Annotated in this window: 15 protein-coding genes; 5 read left to right on the forward strand and 10 right to left on the reverse strand. The window is 63.0% G+C overall.

All coding sequences use genetic code 11. From position 1 onward, the window contains the following. The first annotated feature begins 281 nt into the window (after nt 1-281). Nucleotides 282-1,028, forward strand: a complete 747-nt coding sequence (locus tag ACYCCG_RS21175; RefSeq protein ID WP_209969790.1) for an SDR family oxidoreductase — start codon at nt 282-284, stop codon at nt 1,026-1,028. 9 nt (nt 1,029-1,037) lie between these two features. Here ACYCCG_RS21175 and ACYCCG_RS21180 read toward each other — a convergent pair whose 3' ends face one another. From ACYCCG_RS21180 to ACYCCG_RS21195, 4 genes are all read right to left on the reverse strand, one after another. After that, on the reverse strand, nt 1,038-3,104 hold the full coding sequence (locus ACYCCG_RS21180) for a PAS domain-containing protein (RefSeq protein ID WP_339443899.1): 2,067 nt from the start codon (nt 3,102-3,104) through the stop codon (nt 1,038-1,040). Between the two features lie 171 nt (nt 3,105-3,275). Beyond that, on the reverse strand, nt 3,276-4,685 hold the full coding sequence (gene mapR / locus ACYCCG_RS21185) for a GntR family transcriptional regulator MpaR (protein WP_003247831.1): 1,410 nt from the start codon (nt 4,683-4,685) through the stop codon (nt 3,276-3,278). 50 nt (nt 4,686-4,735) lie between these two features. Beyond that, on the reverse strand, nt 4,736-6,139 hold the full coding sequence (gene ccoG / locus ACYCCG_RS21190; protein ID WP_209965470.1) for a cytochrome c oxidase accessory protein CcoG: 1,404 nt from the start codon (nt 6,137-6,139) through the stop codon (nt 4,736-4,738). 121 nt (nt 6,140-6,260) lie between these two features. Then, nucleotides 6,261-6,500, reverse strand: a complete 240-nt coding sequence (locus ACYCCG_RS21195; protein WP_209965472.1) for a DUF3203 family protein — start codon at nt 6,498-6,500, stop codon at nt 6,261-6,263. Between the two features lie 135 nt (nt 6,501-6,635). Here ACYCCG_RS21195 and ACYCCG_RS21200 point away from each other — a divergent pair, with 135 nt between their 5' ends. After that, nucleotides 6,636-7,154: an MgtC/SapB family protein gene (locus tag ACYCCG_RS21200; protein WP_176683323.1), complete on the forward strand. Its 519-nt coding sequence runs from the start codon at nt 6,636-6,638 to the stop codon at nt 7,152-7,154. Nucleotides 7,155-7,689: 535 nt separating this feature from the next. On the opposite strand, the gene ACYCCG_RS21205 is transcribed toward ACYCCG_RS21200, so the two are convergent. The 3 genes from ACYCCG_RS21205 to ACYCCG_RS21215 all read right to left on the reverse strand — a co-directional run bounded on the left by ACYCCG_RS21205 (nt 7,690) and on the right by ACYCCG_RS21215 (nt 9,958). Next, a complete protein-coding gene (locus ACYCCG_RS21205) occupies nt 7,690-8,586 on the reverse strand; it encodes a hydroxymethylglutaryl-CoA lyase (RefSeq protein WP_176683324.1) in 897 nt (298 codons plus the stop codon). 19 nt (nt 8,587-8,605) lie between these two features. Beyond that, complete coding sequence (locus ACYCCG_RS21210) at nt 8,606-9,004, reverse strand: MerR family transcriptional regulator (protein WP_176683325.1); 399 nt, start codon at nt 9,002-9,004, stop codon at nt 8,606-8,608. Nucleotides 9,005-9,079: 75 nt separating this feature from the next. Next, nucleotides 9,080-9,958 (reverse strand): helix-turn-helix domain-containing protein, encoded by an 879-nt coding sequence (locus ACYCCG_RS21215; protein WP_176683326.1) that lies wholly within the window; start codon nt 9,956-9,958, stop codon nt 9,080-9,082. 172 nt (nt 9,959-10,130) lie between these two features. On the opposite strand from ACYCCG_RS21215, the gene pobA reads away from it, so the two are divergent. From pobA to ACYCCG_RS21230, 3 genes are all read left to right on the forward strand, one after another. Continuing rightward, nucleotides 10,131-11,318: a 4-hydroxybenzoate 3-monooxygenase gene (gene pobA, locus ACYCCG_RS21220; RefSeq protein ID WP_209965474.1), complete on the forward strand. Its 1,188-nt coding sequence runs from the start codon at nt 10,131-10,133 to the stop codon at nt 11,316-11,318. Between the two features lie 150 nt (nt 11,319-11,468). Next, nucleotides 11,469-13,259, forward strand: coding sequence for a gamma-glutamyltransferase (gene ggt / locus ACYCCG_RS21225; RefSeq protein WP_209965477.1), 1,791 nt, complete (start codon nt 11,469-11,471; stop codon nt 13,257-13,259). A 44-nt stretch (nt 13,260-13,303) separates the two neighbouring features. Next, the gene (locus ACYCCG_RS21230; RefSeq protein ID WP_176683328.1) at nt 13,304-14,185 is read left to right on the forward strand and encodes a LysR substrate-binding domain-containing protein; all 882 of its coding nucleotides are present in this window, start codon (nt 13,304-13,306) and stop codon (nt 14,183-14,185) included. 275 nt (nt 14,186-14,460) lie between these two features. On the opposite strand, the gene ACYCCG_RS21235 is transcribed toward ACYCCG_RS21230, so the two are convergent. The 3 genes from ACYCCG_RS21235 to ACYCCG_RS21245 form a co-directional block, all read right to left on the reverse strand. Then, nucleotides 14,461-15,060, reverse strand: coding sequence for an START domain-containing protein (locus tag ACYCCG_RS21235; RefSeq protein WP_459671665.1), 600 nt, complete (start codon nt 15,058-15,060; stop codon nt 14,461-14,463). 90 nt (nt 15,061-15,150) lie between these two features. Then, nucleotides 15,151-15,987, reverse strand: a complete 837-nt coding sequence (locus tag ACYCCG_RS21240) for a bifunctional allantoicase/(S)-ureidoglycine aminohydrolase (RefSeq protein ID WP_003247865.1) — start codon at nt 15,985-15,987, stop codon at nt 15,151-15,153. A 106-nt stretch (nt 15,988-16,093) separates the two neighbouring features. Beyond that, nucleotides 16,094-17,485 (reverse strand): LLM class flavin-dependent oxidoreductase, encoded by a 1,392-nt coding sequence (locus ACYCCG_RS21245; RefSeq protein WP_459671667.1) that lies wholly within the window; start codon nt 17,483-17,485, stop codon nt 16,094-16,096.

Consider the following 17,485-nt stretch of genomic DNA (forward strand, 5'->3'; position numbering starts at 1 on the left):
CCGGGAGGACCGCGCTGCAGGCCCCATCCTGGGGCCTCAGCGCTTGACGGGCATCCATGCCCGTCACCTCCCTCCGCAAGGCCTGCGTTCGGCCTCCTGAAGTCGCGAAGATCAAGATCAAGATCAAAAGCCAGATCAAAAGCCACATCAACAGCCAGATCAAAAGCCAGATCAACAGCCACATCAACAGCAGAGGGTTGGCTGTGCTGATCTTCGTCATTCCAACGCAGCGCCGTTTCGCCTATTGTCGATGCTCCCTTCCCAAAACCATTGGCAAACCCATGGAGAACGTCATCGTCATCACCGGCGGCAGCCGCGGCATCGGCGCCGCCACTGCGCTGCTGGCCGCCCGCCAGGGCTACCGCATCTGCATCAACTATCACGCCGATGACCAGGCCGCCGAAACCATCCTCAGCCAGGTCCACGCCCTGGGCGCCGAGGCCATCGCGGTGCGCGCCGACGTCAGCGTCGAGGATGAAATCATCCAACTGTTCCTGCGCGTCGACGATGAGCTCGGCCCGGTCACCGCACTGGTCAACAACGCCGGCACCATCGGCCAGCAGAGCAGGGTCGAGGACATGTCCGAGTTCCGGCTGCTGAACGTCATGAAGACCAACGTCGTCGGCCCCATGCTCTGCGCCAAGCACGCCCTGCGGCGCATGGCGCGCCAGCATGGCGGGCAAGGCGGATCCATCGTCAACGTATCATCGGTAGCCGCACGCCTGGGTTCGCCCAATGAATATGTCGACTATGCCGCCTCCAAGGGCGCGCTCGACACCTTCACCATCGGCCTGGCCAAAGAAGTGGCAGGCGAGGGCGTGCGCGTCAATGGCGTACGACCGGGCTATATCCATACCGGTTTCCATGCGCTTTCTGGTGATCCGGACCGCGTCAGCAAGCTTGAATCTGGCTTGCCCATGGGCCGAGGGGGGCATCCCGAGGAAGTGGCCGAGGCCATCCTCTGGTTGCTTTCGGACAAAGCCTCCTATGCCACCGGCAGCTTCATCGACCTGGGCGGCGGGCGCTGAACGCGCCCGTCAAGTCTCCAGCAACTCGCGAACCCGCTCCGCCAGTGCTTCCAGTTCGAACGGTTTGGTCAACACCAGCGTACCTTGCAGCGGTTGGCCGTCGCTGAGCGCCGCGCTCTCATCGTAGCCGGTGATCAACAGCACCTTGAGGTCCGGGTAGCGCTCACGGCAGCGTTCGGCTACCTGGCGGCCATTCAGGCCGCCAGGCAGGCCGACATCGCTCAGCAGCAAGTCTGGCCGTTCGCCACTTTGCAGGTGGGCGAGAGCAGTCGGACCGTTCTCGAAGGCGTCTACCCGATAGCCCAGCTCTTCCAGCACTTCGCCGATCACCAGGCGCAAGGCGGTCTGGTCTTCAACCAACAGAATGCGTTTTGCAGTCTCGCCACTTCTTCGCGAAGGCACGCGCTGCGGTTTGCTGATTGGCGTCTGGGCTGGCGCGTGGTGGCGGGGTAACAGCAGTTCGATACGGGTCCCCTCGCCAGGCACCGAAAGCACCCGTAATTGCCCGCCCGACTGACGCACGAAGCCATAAGTCATGGACAGCCCCAGGCCGGTGCCCTGGCCCATCGGCTTGGTGGTGAAGAACGGCTCGACTGCGCGCTCGACGACGTCAGCCGACATGCCGCTACCGTTGTCGACGATGCTCAGGCGCACGTACTCCCTGGCCGGCAGTTCCAGTGCCAGGGCCTGCTCGTCGTCAAGCTGCAGGTTGTCGCCAATGATCTCGATCACACCACCGGCAGGCATGGCATCACGCGCGTTGATGCATAGGTTGAGCAGGGCGCTTTCCAGTTGTGGAGGGTCGATGAAGGTCGGCCACAGCTGGCTGGCGAAGCGGCTGCTCAGGGTAATCGCCGGGCCGATGGTGCGGCGCAGAAGGTCTTCCATGTCGGCCACCAAGGTGGCCACTTGCGTGGAGCAGGGTTGCAGGGTCTGCTGGCGGGAGAACGCCAGCAGCCGATGCACCAGCGACGAGGCCCGCTGCGCCGCGCTGTTGGACAGCTCCAGCAAGGGCGCCAGGGCGTCGAAGCGTGACTGGTCCAGGCGTTGCCGCATCAGCTCCTGGGCGCCAAGGATGCCACCCAGCAAATTGTTGAAGTCGTGGGCAATGCCGCCACTGAGCTGGCCTACGGCCTCCATCTTCTGTGCCTGGCGCAGCGCCGCTTCGGCCTTGGCCAAGCGTTCCTGCTCCTGCACTCGCTCACTGATGTCATAGGCGAACAGAAACGCGCCCTGTACCTCGCCTTCTGAATCGCGCAAGGCGTTGAAGCGCAGCTCATAATGGCGCAGCACGGGGGGCTTGCCAAAGGTGCCGATCTCGATGAACTGCTCGCCAGCCAGGGCGCGCTGCCACATCGGCAGAATTGGCGTCTGGTCGGCGGTGCCATCCTCGAACAACCCGGGCAGGTAGTCGCCGATTTCGGGTGTCCTCCCGTACAGCAGGTGGAAGTCATGCTTGGCCTGGCGATTGACAGCCAGCCAGCGCAGGTCCCTGTCGACCACATGCACATTGACCACACTGTGATCGACCAGCTCGGCAAACAAGCGGCGCTCCGCCAGTGCGGCAGTCACCCGTTGTTCGAGCTCTTCGTTAAGGCGCTGAAGGGCCTGCTCTGCACGCCGGCGTTCGGTGACATCCTTGAACAATACCGCCACCTGGCGTTTCTCGGCAGGTTCTATGCGAAAAGTGGTCACCGACAGCACGCGGCCGGTGGCAACCAGCTCTTGCTCGAAGTGCAGTGGTTCGCCGGTGCGAAGTACAGCGCCATAGCGGACCACCCAGTCATCCGCCTCATCGGGCACCATCTCGCGCAGTTTTTGCCCGACCACGTTGGGGATGCCGGCGTGTTTGGCATAGGCGGCGTTGGCCAGCACGTGCACGTAATCACTCAGCGGGCCATGGGGGCCGTCGAAGAACTCGATGATGCAGAAGCCTTCGTCCATGGTGTCGAACAGCGAGCGATAGAAGTCCTGGCCGTGCCCCTGGAGGCTTGCAAGCCGTTGCTCCAGCAGCGTGTTCTGTCGCTGGAGGTCTTCGACTTGTTGGCGCAGTGAGTTCAGATCACGAGAAGGCATGCCTGCGTCCGGCAACTGAAAAATCCAGACTTTAACGTGTTCACCTGCAGGCGAATAGCCGCTCAGTGCGACTGGGCAGTGCTCCCCAGCAACCGTTCAAGCACTTGGGCAAGTGCTTGCAGATCGAAGGGCTTGGCCAGCAGCTCGGTGCGCGTGTCGGGCGCCTCGCTATCAGAACGAGCGAATGATCCGCCCGAGGGTTTCCATGGCCTGTTCGGCGCCGTCATGCCAAGGGCTGCCGTAATTCAGGCGGATGCAATTGCCGAAGCGTCGGGTGGGCGAAAAGATTGGCCCTGGCGCGATGCTGATGCCTTGGGCCAGGGCCATATGGAACAGCTTGAGGGCATCCATCTGCTCGGGCAGTTCCAGCCACAGGAAGTAACCGCCGGAGGGCTGGCTGACCCGTGTCTGCGCCGGGAAGTGGCGGGCGATGGCTGCCAGCATGTTGGCCTGCTGGCCCTCCAGGGCGTAGCGCAGCTTGCGCAGGTGGCGGTCGTAGCCGCCGTGTTGCAGGTAGTCGGCGATGGCTGCCTGGGCCGGCATGGAGGCACAAAGGGAGGTCATCAGCTTCAAACGCTCGATCTTCTGCGCAAAGCGCCCAGCGGCCACCCAGCCAATGCGATAGCCCGGCGCCAGGCTTTTGGCGAACGAGCCGCAGTGCATGACCAGGCCCTGGGTATCGAAGGCCTTGGCGGGTTTGGGCGCCTGTTGCGAGTAGTACAGCTCGGCGTACACGTCGTCTTCGATCAATGGCACCTGATGGCGCGCCAGCAACTCCACCAGTGCCTGTTTCTTGGCCTCCGGCATGCTTGCACCTACAGGATTCTGGAAGTTGGTCATGCACCATACGGCTTTTACCGGGTGCTTCTCCAGGGTCTGCGCCAGCACCCCGAGGTCCATGCCCTCGCGCGGGTGCACGGGGATTTCCACGGCCTTGAGCTTGAGCCGCTCCAGCACCTGCAGGCAGGCATAGAAGGCGGGGGCCTCGATGGCTACCAGGTCGCCCGGCTGGGTCACTGCCTGCAGGCACAGGTTCAGGGCCTCCAGTGCGCCGTTGGTGATCAGCAGCTCTTCCATCGGCAGCATCAACCCACCGACCATATAGCGCAGGGCTATCTGCCGGCGCAGCTGAGGGTTGCCCGGGGACAGATCGGTCACCACCATGCGTGGGTCCATGCTGCGGCTGGCGCTGGCCAGTGAGCGCGACAGGCGTTGCAGCGGGAACAGTTCAGGGCTGGGGAAGGCTGAGCCGAAGGCAATGGTGTTGGGGTCCTTGATCGAGTCGAGGATCGAAAATACCAAGGCGCTAACGTCGACATCGGTAGACTCGCTCACCGGCTGCAGCGCCTGCGGCTCGCTGAACTGGCGCGGAACGTGGGCGTTGACGAAATACCCGGAGCGCGGCCGGGCCCGGATCAGCCCACGCCGTTCCAGCAGGTAATAGGCCTGGAACACGGTGGACGGGCTGACCCCGTGGGTCTGGCTGGCGTAGCGCACGGACGGCACGCGCTGGCCGGGGCCCAGCACCCCGGAGCGGATCAGTTCGGCAATGTCATCGGCGAAGCGTTCGTAGCGTTTCATTCTGGCCTTCTGTCGAAGCCTGGCAGGCAAGGTGGCGTGAGTGTAAGGGATCAGCGGTTCATCGGGGCGACGAAGCGACTGTGCGCCACGCTGCGGATAGCGGGGTCGTCACGCTCGCTGATTTCAAAGCTCAGCGTCTGCGAGCTGCTGGTCGGGCGCTCGGCGAGCATCGCCACCGACACCGGCAGTTCGCTCATTTCGCCAGCAGGGATGACCAGTGCGCTATTGCCCTGCAGGGTGAAACCGTCAGCGTCCAGCAGGCGCAATTGATAGTGCTGGGTACGTTCGGTCTTGTTGATGACCTTCAGCAGGTAAATGTTCTCGATCTGGCCTTGGGCGTTTTCGCGGAACAGGCCGCGGTCCTTGATCACATCCAGCGATACCATCGGGCGCAGTTGCAGGGCCATCACCAGTGCCCCGATCATGACCAGCAGCGCGGCAGCGTAGCCCAGCAGGCGCGGGCGCAGCCAGTGAGTGGTACCGCCTTGCAGGCTGTGCTCGGACTTGTAGCCAATCAGGCCGCGGGCATACCCCATCTTGTCCATTACCCCGTCACAGGCGTCGATGCACGCGGCACAGCCGATGCAAGCCATCTGCAAACCATCACGAATGTCGATGCCGGTGGGACACACCTGCACGCACAGCGTGCAATCGATGCAGTCGCCCAGTCCCTGGGCACCGACATCACTGCCTTTCTTACGCGGACCACGGGCCTCGCCACGGCGCGGGTCGTAAGCGACCGCCAGGGTGTCCTTGTCGAACATCACGCTCTGGAAGCGCGCATATGGGCACATGTGCAGGCACACCGCTTCACGCAGCAGGCCGGCATTGATGTAGGTAGCGGCCGTGAAGAACAGCACCCAGAACAGTGACACACCGCCCAGTTGCAAGCTGAGCAATTCCGCGGCCAGTGGCCGGATCGGGGTGAAGTAGCCGACGAAGGTCAACCCCGTGAGCACACCAATGGCCAACCACAGGCTGTGTTTGAGCGTGCGACGGGCCAGTTTGTTCAGGCTCCAGGGCGCCGCGGCCAGCTTGATGCGCTGGTTGCGGTCGCCCTCGGTAACCTTTTCGCACCACATGAACAGCCAGGTCCAGGTACTTTGCGGGCAACTGTAACCGCACCAGACACGCCCGGCGTAGACGGTGATGGCGAACAGGCCAAAGGCACAGATGATCAGTAGCGCCGACAGCAGGATGAAGTCCTGTGGCCAGAAGGTGGCGCCGAAGATATGGAACTTGCTGTTTCCCAGGTCCCACAGTACGGCCTGGCGGCCGTTCCAGTTCAGCCAGGCCGTGCCGAAGAACAGCACGAACAGGGCGCCGGCAAAGCCGATGCGCAGGTTACGGTAAAACCCGGTAAAGCTGCGGGTATGGATACCGCTGTCGGTGCGTCGTGCTTGGATGCTGGCTGGGGCGGTGGCGATCTCTGCAAAAGGGATTCTATCGTTCATGGTTCGGTGCTCATCAGGCCTCGATCAGGCATGAGCACTATGGCGCTGAAGCTGTTATCAGCACAGGTTCAGATTTTACGATAAAAACCATATCAGATTTGCCGCATAGCCCCGCCAGGCCTCATATTACCGAGCCTGGCGCGCTGGCCTTCAGATGCCTGCGGCTATCCACCGCACCCGCCACGGTCAGTGCATCGGCCTCGGTTTCGGTAATGGGCACGCGTTGGCCGGCCAGAATGGCCACCGACATGCGCAATTGCTCGTCGGTGATGATCTCGATATCCGGGCCTTCGCCCTCGATGCGCAGGTCTTCGCCGGTCAGTGTGCAGCGGCGGGTGGTTTCGTCGATTTCAATGGGCATGGTGGGGGCCTCCTGGGGTGGTTACAGGGTGGACCGCGGTCAGGGGCCAGTTGCTGCATCGGCAGGCTGAGCGGCACTTTGCATTGCGTGCAGAGGTCAACCTGAAAACACATGCTCAGGCAGGGGAGCACCGCGATGGATGTCATCTGGCAAGCAATCCAGGCCGAATTCGCCGATGTCACCGATGAGCGCGAGGTCACGCAAATCCTTGTGCGCTTGCTGATGGCTGCTGTGCTTGGCGCAATACTGGGCTTCGAGCGTGAACACAAGGGCAAGTCTGCCGGGGTGCGTACCCACATGCTGGTCTCGCTGGGCGCCGCCCTGTTCATGCTGTCACCCAGCATGGCGGGGGCCGATGACCAGGCACTCAGTCGGGTGATCCAGGGCATCGTTGCCGGTATCGGGTTTCTCGGTGCGGGTACCATTCTGAAGGGCAACGGCCAGGACACCAGCCATGTGAAAGGCCTGACGACCGCTGCCGGGCTATGGATGACGGCTGCCATCGGTACGGCGGCCGGCATGGGACGCGAAGCCACGGCGCTGATCAGCACGGTACTGGCCCTGCTGGTACTGGGCACGATGCCGTTGATGGTGGAAAAGGTCGAAGGGCAGGATGAGGAGAAGCAGGAGGAGGAAGAGGGCAGGAAGCACTGAGGGGAGCCGAAGCTCCCCTCAAAGCGTTGTTGCCTGCTCTTTTTTTATTATTGGGACCGGCCTTTTGTTGTTTTTGTCGGCTTGTCCTGGTGCTGCGGGCGACCCCCATGCGGGGTCAAGAGCAAACGTATTTTTTTGAGCGCTGACCTGCTGTCATCATCGCTGATCCGAACCTGGCTGCCGCTACCTTGAGGTAGTTTTATTGTTCTGTGCCAGCCCGCGGGGCGAACCCCTGAAAAGCGTGTCGACTCCAAAAAAATCTGCTTGCTACGCCTCTGCCGTGTTGTTCTTGTTATGTCAGAGCCGTTACCTGTTGTTTTTATTGGGTATCGCGTTTTTTTTGTTGTTGTACCAGAGATATAGCAGGGTGCGTGCCAACTTTTAAAAACCCTTTTAAATCAATGATTTAAGAATTTTGATCGACACCACCCAGCCTGAAATTCTGCCGATTTGTTTCCCTGTTACCCGATTTTTTGCTGTGAAATGTGCGGGAGGTAACACTTCACCCACACCGATGTGACATCCGTGTGACCTATTAAGCGCTACACGCCCGCGCTACCCGCGACCCATTGTCGCGGCCCAGCACGCTGCTGATGCGCTGGCCGGCGGCTATCAGCCGGCCCAGGTCGATGCCGGTTTCAATGCCAAGCCCTTGCAGCAGGTACACAACATCCTCGCTGGCGATATTGCCGGTAGCACCCTTGGCGTAAGGGCAGCCGCCCAACCCGGCTACCGAGCTGTCGAACACGCTGATGCCTTCAAGCAGGCTGGCATAGACGTTGGCCAGGGCCTGGCCGTAAGTGTCATGGAAGTGTCCGGCCAACTGCTCGCGCGGCACCTGGGCCGACACCACCTCGAACAGGCGCCGGGTGTCACCTGCAGTACCGGTGCCGATGGTGTCACCCAGCGAAACCTCATAGCAGCCCATGTCGTGCAGGGCGCGGGCCACCGGGGCCACCTGCTCGGCGCTGACCTTGCCCTCATAAGGGCAGCCGAGCACGCATGACACATACCCGCGCACGCGCACGCCGTGGCTGCGCGCAGCGTCCATGATGGGTTCGAAGCGCTTGAGGCTCTCGCTGATCGAGCAATTGATGTTGCGTTGCGAGAACGCTTCGGAGGCTGCAGCGAATACCGCTACTTCCTTGACCCCCGCAGCCAGGGCGTCCTCGAAACCGCGCAGGTTCGGCGCCAGCGCGGCATACGTCACACCGGGGCGCTGCTGGATGCCGGCGAATACCTCGGCAGAGCCGGCCATCTGTGGCACCCACTTGGGGGACACGAAACTGCCCACTTCTATATAGGCCAGGCCTGCTTCGGTGAGGTCGTTGACCAGGCGCACCTTGTCGGCGACGCTGATGGGCTGGGCTTCGTTCTGCAGGCCGTCGCGGGGGCCGACTTCGACCAGGCGGACGTGTTTAGGCAAGGACATGGCGGATTTCCTGTGGCGTTCAGCGGTGGTCTTTGTTGTTCAGGGTGGCGGCCAGGGCTTGTTCGCAGCGCTCCTGGGCGGTATCCAGTTCCAGTTGCATCTGGTGAATGTCCAGCATCTGCTGCTCCAGCTGGGCGCGGCGCTCGGCGATCTTCGCCAGCATGCTGTTGAGCTGTTTGAGGTTGCCGCTGGTGGGGTCGTACAGTTCGATCAACTCGCGGCACTCGGCCAGGGAAAAGCCGATGCGCTTGCCGCGCAGGATGAGCTTCAGGCTGACCTTGTCGCGCGGTGAGTAGATGCGTTCCAGGCCACGACGCTCAGGGCTGAGCAGGCCCTGTTCTTCGTAGAAGCGGATAGCGCGGGTGGTGATGTCCAGCTCGCGGGACAGGTCGGAGATGCTGTAGGTCTGAGTGCTCATGCTCGGGCTCGGCGTGGGGTATGCGGATATCCTGAGGGCAGGTTGACGTATACGTCAAGAAGAGGCCGGTATGGATTATTCAGACAACCCCGATCTGCGATACCCATTGGGCGTCTGCCCACTCAAGCGCTTGAACCACCGGGCGAAGTAGGTCGGGTCGGTAAACCCCAGGCTGTCCGACAACTGCCCGATGCTCATCCGCGTGTAGATCAGGTTGCGTCGCGCCTCCAGCAACAACCGCTGGTGCACCACCTGCAACGCAGTCTGACCACTCAGCGTCCGGCACAGCTGGTTCAGTTGCAAGCTCGGAACATTCAGCCGCGCGGCATAATCTTCAACCGACAGATGCTCGCGGTAATGCGCTTCGACCAGGCGCAAGTACTGCCCCAGCAACAGGCGGTCACGTTCATCGCGGTTACGCGGCGCCAGCCCTAGCTGCTGGCGGCGGCTGATCCACACCATCAGCGCGGTCACCAACGCTTCGAGCATCGCCGCGCGAGCCGGGGCATTGCCTTGGTACTCCCGCTGCAAGGTGTCGACCAGGCTGCGCAGGTGCACGCGGTCATGGCCCAGGGGGTAACACGCTGGCTGGGCCAGCACCGTCAGTGGCGCGCCCAGGCGCTGTTCCAGGTTCGCTACAAGGGCGGTACCAAAGGTCAGTACATAGCCCTGGATGTCGGCGCTGAAGCGAAAACCATGCACGGTCATCGGCGGCACTACCTGGATCGCCGCTTCGCCGATGGCACTGCGCATCCCCTCAATCTCCACCTGTGCCTGACCCCGCTGTACATACAGCAGCTGGAACAGCTCGGCATGCTGGTGCGGCTTGATCTCCCAGTGATGCAGGCGGCTGCGCGCCGGGATCGATTCGCAATGCAGCAGGTCGGTACCGGGCCAGGCCTGATTTTCGCCATACAGCTTGAACAACGGGACGCCGGGGAGGGTGGATTTCATCTGGGCTGACCTGTCCGTTAATCGAACGCTTTTCGTAAAAGTGCAGGTTTTTTATGGAATAGCACACTTAAGAAGCGTTTTCTGCCAGTAAAAATGCAATGGCAAACCCTAACAGCAGATGCCGCCCCGCTGCCAGTTCCGGGCCGGTATCGTCCGAACAGAGACAACAACAATGAAAACTCAGGTTGCAATTATTGGTGCAGGTCCGTCTGGCCTGCTGCTGGGCCAGCTGCTGCACAAGGCCGGTATCGATAACATCATCGTCGAACGCCAGACCGCCGAGTACGTACTAGGCCGCATCCGCGCCGGGGTGCTGGAGCAAGGCACGGTCGACCTGCTGCGCGAGGCCGGCGTGGCCGAGCGCATGGACCGTGAAGGCCTGGTGCACGAGGGTGTCGAACTGCTGGTTGGCGGGCGCCGCCAACGTCTGGATCTCAAAGCCCTGACCGGCGGCAAGACGGTGATGGTCTACGGCCAGACCGAAGTCACCCGTGACCTGATGCAGGCCCGTGAAGCCAGTGGTGCGCCGATCATTTATTCCGCCAGCAATGTCCAGCCGCATGAACTGAAAGGCGAGAAGCCCTACCTGACCTTCGAAAAGGATGGCCGGGTGCAGCGGGTTGACTGCGACTATATCGCCGGCTGCGATGGCTTTCACGGCATCTCGCGGCAGAGCATCCCGGAGGGCGTGCTGAAGCAGTATGAGCGGGTTTACCCGTTTGGCTGGCTGGGCCTGCTGTCGGACACACCACCGGTCAATCACGAGCTGATCTACGCCCACCATGAGCGCGGTTTCGCGTTGTGTAGCCAACGCTCGCAAACACGCAGCCGCTACTACCTGCAGGTACCTTTGCAGGATCGGGTCGAGGAGTGGTCTGACGAGCGTTTCTGGGACGAACTGAAAGCCCGTTTACCCGCCGAGGTAGCGGCGGACCTGGTCACAGGCCCCGCGTTGGAAAAAAGTATTGCGCCGCTGCGTAGCCTGGTGGTCGAACCCATGCAGTATGGTCACCTGTTCCTGGTGGGGGACGCGGCGCACATCGTCCCCCCTACCGGTGCCAAAGGCCTTAACCTGGCGGCCTCGGACGTCAACTACCTGTACCGCATTCTGGTCAAGGTGTACCACGAAGGGCGCGTCGACCTGCTTGCGCAATACTCGCCGCTGGCACTGCGCCGCGTCTGGAAGGGCGAGCGCTTCAGTTGGTTCATGACCCAACTGCTGCATGACTTCGGCAGTCACAAGGATGCCTGGGACCAGAAGATGCAGGAAGCTGACCGCGAGTACTTCCTGACCTCGCCGGCGGGGCTGGTGAACATTGCCGAGAACTATGTGGGGCTGCCGTTCGAAGAAGTGACCTGATCTGTCATTGCGCAAACCTGGCAATCACGCAGAGAGCAAGGGCTGCATTGGTCAGCGAATGGCTTGCCGGTAATTACACCAAGGCTTGAAGTCAAGACTGCGTATGACCGACAGTGCTTCGCTGAATAGGTGATGGCAGGATGCATGACGATGAAATATCCCACCCCGCTGATCGGCGCTCTGTGCCTGCTGGTTACCAGTAACTGGGCCGGTGCCGACCAGGTATTACCCGCACCACCGGAACTGGCCTCCGGCTACCGTAGCGGTTTGCAGCCGGTGCACGCCAGCCGGCACATGGTCGCCGCAGCCAACCCGCTGGCCAGTGAAGCGGGGCGGGCGATGCTGCGTGCCGGCGGCAGTGCGATTGACGCCGCCATTGCCATGCAAATGGTACTGACGCTGGTCGAGCCACAGTCCAGTGGGATCGGCGGCGGGGCGTTCATCCTGTACTGGGATGGCAAGCGCGTGCAGGCATTCGACGGGCGTGAGGCAGCGCCTGCGGCGGTGACGGAAGCGCTGTTCCTGCATGCCGATGGCACATCCATGCCGTTCCGGGTGGCGCAAATCGGTGGGCGTTCGGTGGGCGTGCCCGGGGTGCTGCGTGCCCTGAAACTGGCCCACGAGCAGCACGGCAAGTTGCCCTGGCACGCCCTGTTCGCCCCGGCCATCGCCTTGGCACGCAACGGCTTCGCGGTTTCCGAGCGCCTGCACACACTACTGGCCGGGGACCCCTACATTGCCCGCTCACCCGCAATGGCCCGTTACTTCCTGGATGAACAGGGCAGGCCGCTGGCCGTGGGTACGATCCTGCGCAACCCTGAGTTGGCACAGACCTTGGAGCAGATCGCCGCACAGGGGCCCGAGGTGTTCTACGGCGGTGAAATTGCCGAAGCCATCGTCGCCAAGGTGCGTGGCCATGCCAATGCCGGGTATCTGTCGTTGCAGGACTTGCAGCGCTACCAGGCCAAGGAGCGCGAGCCGTTGTGCGGTCCCTACAAGGCCTGGCGGATCTGCGGCATGCCGCCGCCCTCATCGGGTGGGGTGACCGTCCTGCAGACCTTGGGCCTGCTCGAAGCCGTGCAGCGCACCGCGCCGCAACGCGACCTGGCAGCGTTGCGACCGCTGACTACCTCGTCTCCGGCCCGCCTGGAAGCCCCGCCGTTGGCCGTGCACCTGATCGCCGAGGCCGAGCGCCTGGCCTACGCCGACCGCGCTCAGTACCTGGCCGACAGCGACTACGTGCCGGTCCCGGTCAAGGCCCTGACCGATTCTGCTTACCTGGCCAGCCGCGCGGCGCTGATCGGCGAGCACAGCATGAAGCGCGCCGGCCCGGGCCGCCCGCAAGGAGCGGAGCTGGCGCTTGCGCCCGACCGCTCGCCACCGCGCATCTCCACCTCTCACCTCAGCGCGGTGGATGACAGCGGCCAGGCCCTGGCCATGACCACCTCGGTGGAGGCCGCATTTGGCTCGCACCTGATGGTCAAGGGCTTCCTGCTCAACAATCAGCTGACCGACTTCTCGTTCATCCCCCACGAGCACGGCAAGCCGGTGGCCAATCGGGTGCAGCCGGGCAAACGCCCGCTGTCGGCCATGGCGCCGACGTTGGTGTTCTCGCGTGCCACTGGCGAGTTTGTCGCGAGCCTCGGTTCGCCGGGCGGCTCGCAGATCATCGGTTACGTGAACAAGGCACTGGTCGGCCTGCTGGATTGGCAGCTCGACCCGCAGCAGGCAGCCGGCCTGCCCAACTTCGGCAGCCGCAATGCCGGCACTGAAGTGGAAGCAGGGCTGAGCAGCCCGGCGCTGATCCGCCAGTTGGCAGCGTGGGGGCATGAGGTGACACCGATGACCATGACCAGCGGCATGCAGATCATCCAGCGCAGTGGCGAAGGTTGGTCAGGCGGTGCCGATCCTCGGCGGGAAGGAGTGGCCCTCGGTGACTAGCCGTGATAGAACGCAGACTTGCCATTCAGTAGTTGAATACCCAGATGTCTATCAGCGTGAAATCGAATAGGGCCCTGTTCGACCTCGACCTGCTACGCGCCATTGTCGTGGTGGCCGACTGCGGCAGCTTCACCACCGCTGCCGCGCGGCTGCATTCGACCCAGTCGACGATCAGCCAGAAGGTGCGCCGCCTGGAAGACATGGTCGGCCACCGCCTGCTGGTGCGGGGCAACCGTGACGTGCTGCCGACCGACGCCGGGCAGACTTTGCTCGGCTATGCCCGGCACATGCTGGCCCTGAACGATCAGATGCTTGAAGCCCTGGCCGGGGCGATGGTGGGCACCACGGTACGGCTTGGCGTGCCCGAGGACTTCGTGGGCGGGCGTACCACCAATGCGCTATCGGCATTCAGCCGGCTGCACCCACAGGTGAAGCTCGAAGTGACCAGTGGCTTGTGCCGTGACCTGAGCCAGGCCTACGACAATGGCGAGCTTGACCTTGTGCTGCTCAAGCAGCGGCGCAACAGCCGTGAGGGCGTTGCCTGCTGGCCAGAGCGTCTGCAGTGGATCGACAGTGCACACACGCCCGCCTTCGAGCTGGACCCGATCCCGTTGGTCACCTTTCCGCCACGCGGCCTGTACCGCGAGGACATGATCAGCGCCATCGAAGGCATGGGCCGGCGCTGGCGTATCAGCTTTACCAGCTCGAGCCTCAGTGGCATCCAGGCTGCGGTCGCCGATGGCATGGGTATCAGCCTGCTGCCACCCAGGGCGGCCTCCGGCGAGCACAGGGTGTTGGGGGCCGGGCAAGGGCTGCCGGAGGTCGACAGCTATGAGATCGTCATCGTGCACCGGCCGACGGCGGATGTGATGGTCAAGGCGTTGGCTGAGGTGATGACACAGTTGCTGGCGGGCGGTGGGATCTGACGATCTGTGGGAGATGCTCTTGCACAGCACTCAAAGCCAGCACGATCACTGTGAGGTTGCCCGGCGAATACAGGTGAAGCCCTTTGCCTTCCATCGCGCAGCCTGCATCGCGGGCAAGCCCGCTCCCACACCCGTCACGCTCCCTTTTCGCCCGGACCTGATTCAAGGTCTCGATCCTCGCGCACATCCTGCAGTTTTTTATTTTCTGTAGTACGTACCGTGGTACGGCGTGATCTTCCAGAGCAAAGCCCGGCGGATGGCGGCGACCAGCATACTCAAGGTTGGCGCTCAGCCACCGCTCGCAAGGTACGCAGCGTCACCACCGCTATATCCACCATTAGCCGGTTGGCCAGCCAGCTCGGCACATCCCCGGCAGGGGCGGCCTGCAACTGGTAGGTCACCTCGGTCACCCGCTCACCCAGCGGCTGCATCCGCCACTTGCCACTCAGGTGCCGTACCCGGATCAGTCCTTCAACCTTGGGGATTCTGTCGGGCTCGGCGCTCAGGTGGCGCACCAGGGTACCGTCGGCCAGGCGTTCGCTGGTCACTTTCAGTACCATGTCCCGCGGCCTCGTTGGCCATGGTGGGTTGGTGGTCAGGTATACCCAGGTGCTATCACCTTCCACATCCAGCAGCCGCAGCTGGTCACAGGCGTACAGCCACTTGCAGGCTACGCGCAGGTTATCCTGCAGGTCAGTGAGCGTGCGCACGCTGGCTTTCATGGTGCTGACACCACGAAACTGCGGGTAGGGCGAGGCGCTTGGGTCCTTCAGGTACACGCGAATGCCTTCGCGGTCGTAGGCCAGGTTCCAGCCATCGGTGGCCAGGGCGGAGGTGCACAGCAGTAAGGTCGCGATCAGCAGGCAGCGGTTCATGGCTGTACCCTGCAGGGGTGGGTGTTTTTCAGTATGCGTGGCAAACAGAAAGCCCGCCAGGTTGGCGGGCTTGCGGGCATCAGCCTGGGCTTAGCGCTTAGGATTCAGCGTCAGGTGTACGTGACGGTTTACGTCCTTGTACAGCAGGTAGCTGAAGTTGCCTGGGCCGCCGGCGTAGCAGGCTTGCGGGCAGAAGGCGCGCAGCCACATGAAGTCACCGGCTTCCACTTCGACCCAGTCCTGGTTCAGGCGGTACACTGCCTTGCCTTCCAGCACGTACAGGCCGTGCTCCATCACGTGGGTTTCCGCGAACGGAATCACACCGCCCGGCTGGAAGGTGACGATGTTCACGTGCATGTCGTGGCGCATGTCGGCCATGTCGACAAAGCGGGTGGTTTTCCAGCGGCCTTCGGTGCCCGGCATCTCGATGACGGTGGCGTTGTCGCGGTGGGTGACGAAGGACTCCGGTACATCCAGGCCTTCAACCTTCTGGTAGTGCTTGCGCAGCCAGTGGAAGGTGACGTTGGACTTGCTGTTGTTGCGCAGGCTCCACTCGGCGCCCGGGGCCAGGAAGGCGTAGCCGCCAGGTACCAGGGTGTGGTGCTTGCCTTCGACGGTGATGTCCAGTTCGCCTTCGACAATGAACACCACGGCTTCCGCATCGGCGTCCAGCTCAGGGCGCTCGCTGCCGCCTTCCGGGGCCAGTTCGACGATGTACTGGGAGAACGTTTCGGCAAAACCGGTCAGCGGGCGGGCGATGACCCACATGCGCATCTTGTCCCAAAAGGGCAGGTGGCTGGTGACGATGTCACGCATCACGCCTTTAGGGATGACGGCATAGGCTTCGGTGAACATGGCACGGTCAGTCAGCAGCTCGGTTTGAGCCGGGTGCCCACCGTGTGGGGCGAAGTACGAATGGTTCGACATGGACGATCTCGACTTGTTGTTCTCTCCCCATGCCTTGAACCGCACCGGCCGGTGCGGCGCAGGGGATGTGGTCACAGAATAGGGTCGAGCATGTGCTATCCACAAATTAAATGTTGGAATACTCGGTATTTAATCGCTGAATGCCGACCTGACGCCCAGCGTGCTGTTCGGGCAGCTGGCCGCCGCGGCCGAACAGCTTGTGGCGCAGGGGACCCTCGATGTAGCTCAGCGGGTAGCGGCCACGCCGTTGCAGCTCGGGCACCAGCAGGTCGACTACATTGGCCAGGTCGTCCGGTTGCACGGCGTAGGTCAGGTTGAAACCGTCGATGCCGGTATGGTCCAGCCAGGTTTCCAGCTGGTCGGCCACTTCGCTGACAGTGCCGATCAGCACGGGGCCGCGACCGCCCAGGCCAACGAATTCGGCGGCTTCGCGTACGGTCCAGCGGCGAGTGGGGTCGGCGGCGGTAAAGGCTGCGAGGGCGGCACGGCCAGCATCGTTCTCGACGTACTCGATCGGTGCATCGGGGTCGAGGCCGGCGAAGTCGATACCGGTCCAGCCTGACAGCAGCGCCAGGGCAGCGTCCAGGTCGACATAGCGGCGATAGTCGTTAAAGCGGGCCTCGGCCTCTTCCCGCGTGGGGGCGACGATCAACAGCACCTGGGCGTAGATCAGCACTTCGTCAAGGCCACGCCCGGCCGCTTCGCAGGCCTGGCGGATGCCGTCGGCGTAGCGGCGCAGCACAGTCGGCGTTGGCCCGCTGATGAACACGCATTCGGCATGCCGTGCGGCAAACTGCTGACCGCGTGCCGACGCACCGGCCTGGAACAACACCGGGGTGCGTTGCGGCGACGGCTGGCACAGGTGCATGCCGGGCACCTGGAAGTGCTCGCCCACATGGTTGATCGGGTGTACCCGCGAGGGTTCGATATAGCGCCCACTTTCACGCTCCAGCAGCACGGCGTCGTCGTCCCAGCTTTTCTCCCACAGCTTGTACAGCACCTGCAGGTATTCCTCGGCCAGGTCGTAGCGTTGGTCGTGGCCCAGTTGACGCGCCAGGCCGAGGTTGCGCGCAGCGCTGTCCAGATAGCCGGTGACGATGTTCCAGCCGACCCGGCCATTGCTCAGGTGGTCGAGCGTGGACATGCGCCGGGCGAAGGGGTAGGGGTGTTCGTAGGTCAGCGAAAAGGTGACACCGAAGCCCAGGTGCTCGGTCACCCCGGCCATCGCCGGCACCAGCAGCAGCGGATCATTGACCGGCACCTGCACGCCACCGCGCAGGGCGGCTTGCGGGCTGCCTTGATAGACGTCGTAGATACCCAGCACATCGGCGATGAACAGGGCGTCGAACAGGCCGCGTTCGAGCAGGCGGGCCAGGTCGGTCCAGTAGCTCAAGCGGTTGAACGCCATACTGGTGTTGCGCGGATGGCGCCACAGTCCAGGGGACTGGTGGCTGGCAGCGTTCATGCTGAACGCGTTGAAGCGGATCGGGCGGGGCAT

Source organism: Pseudomonas sp. VEM90 (assembly GCF_054611535.1).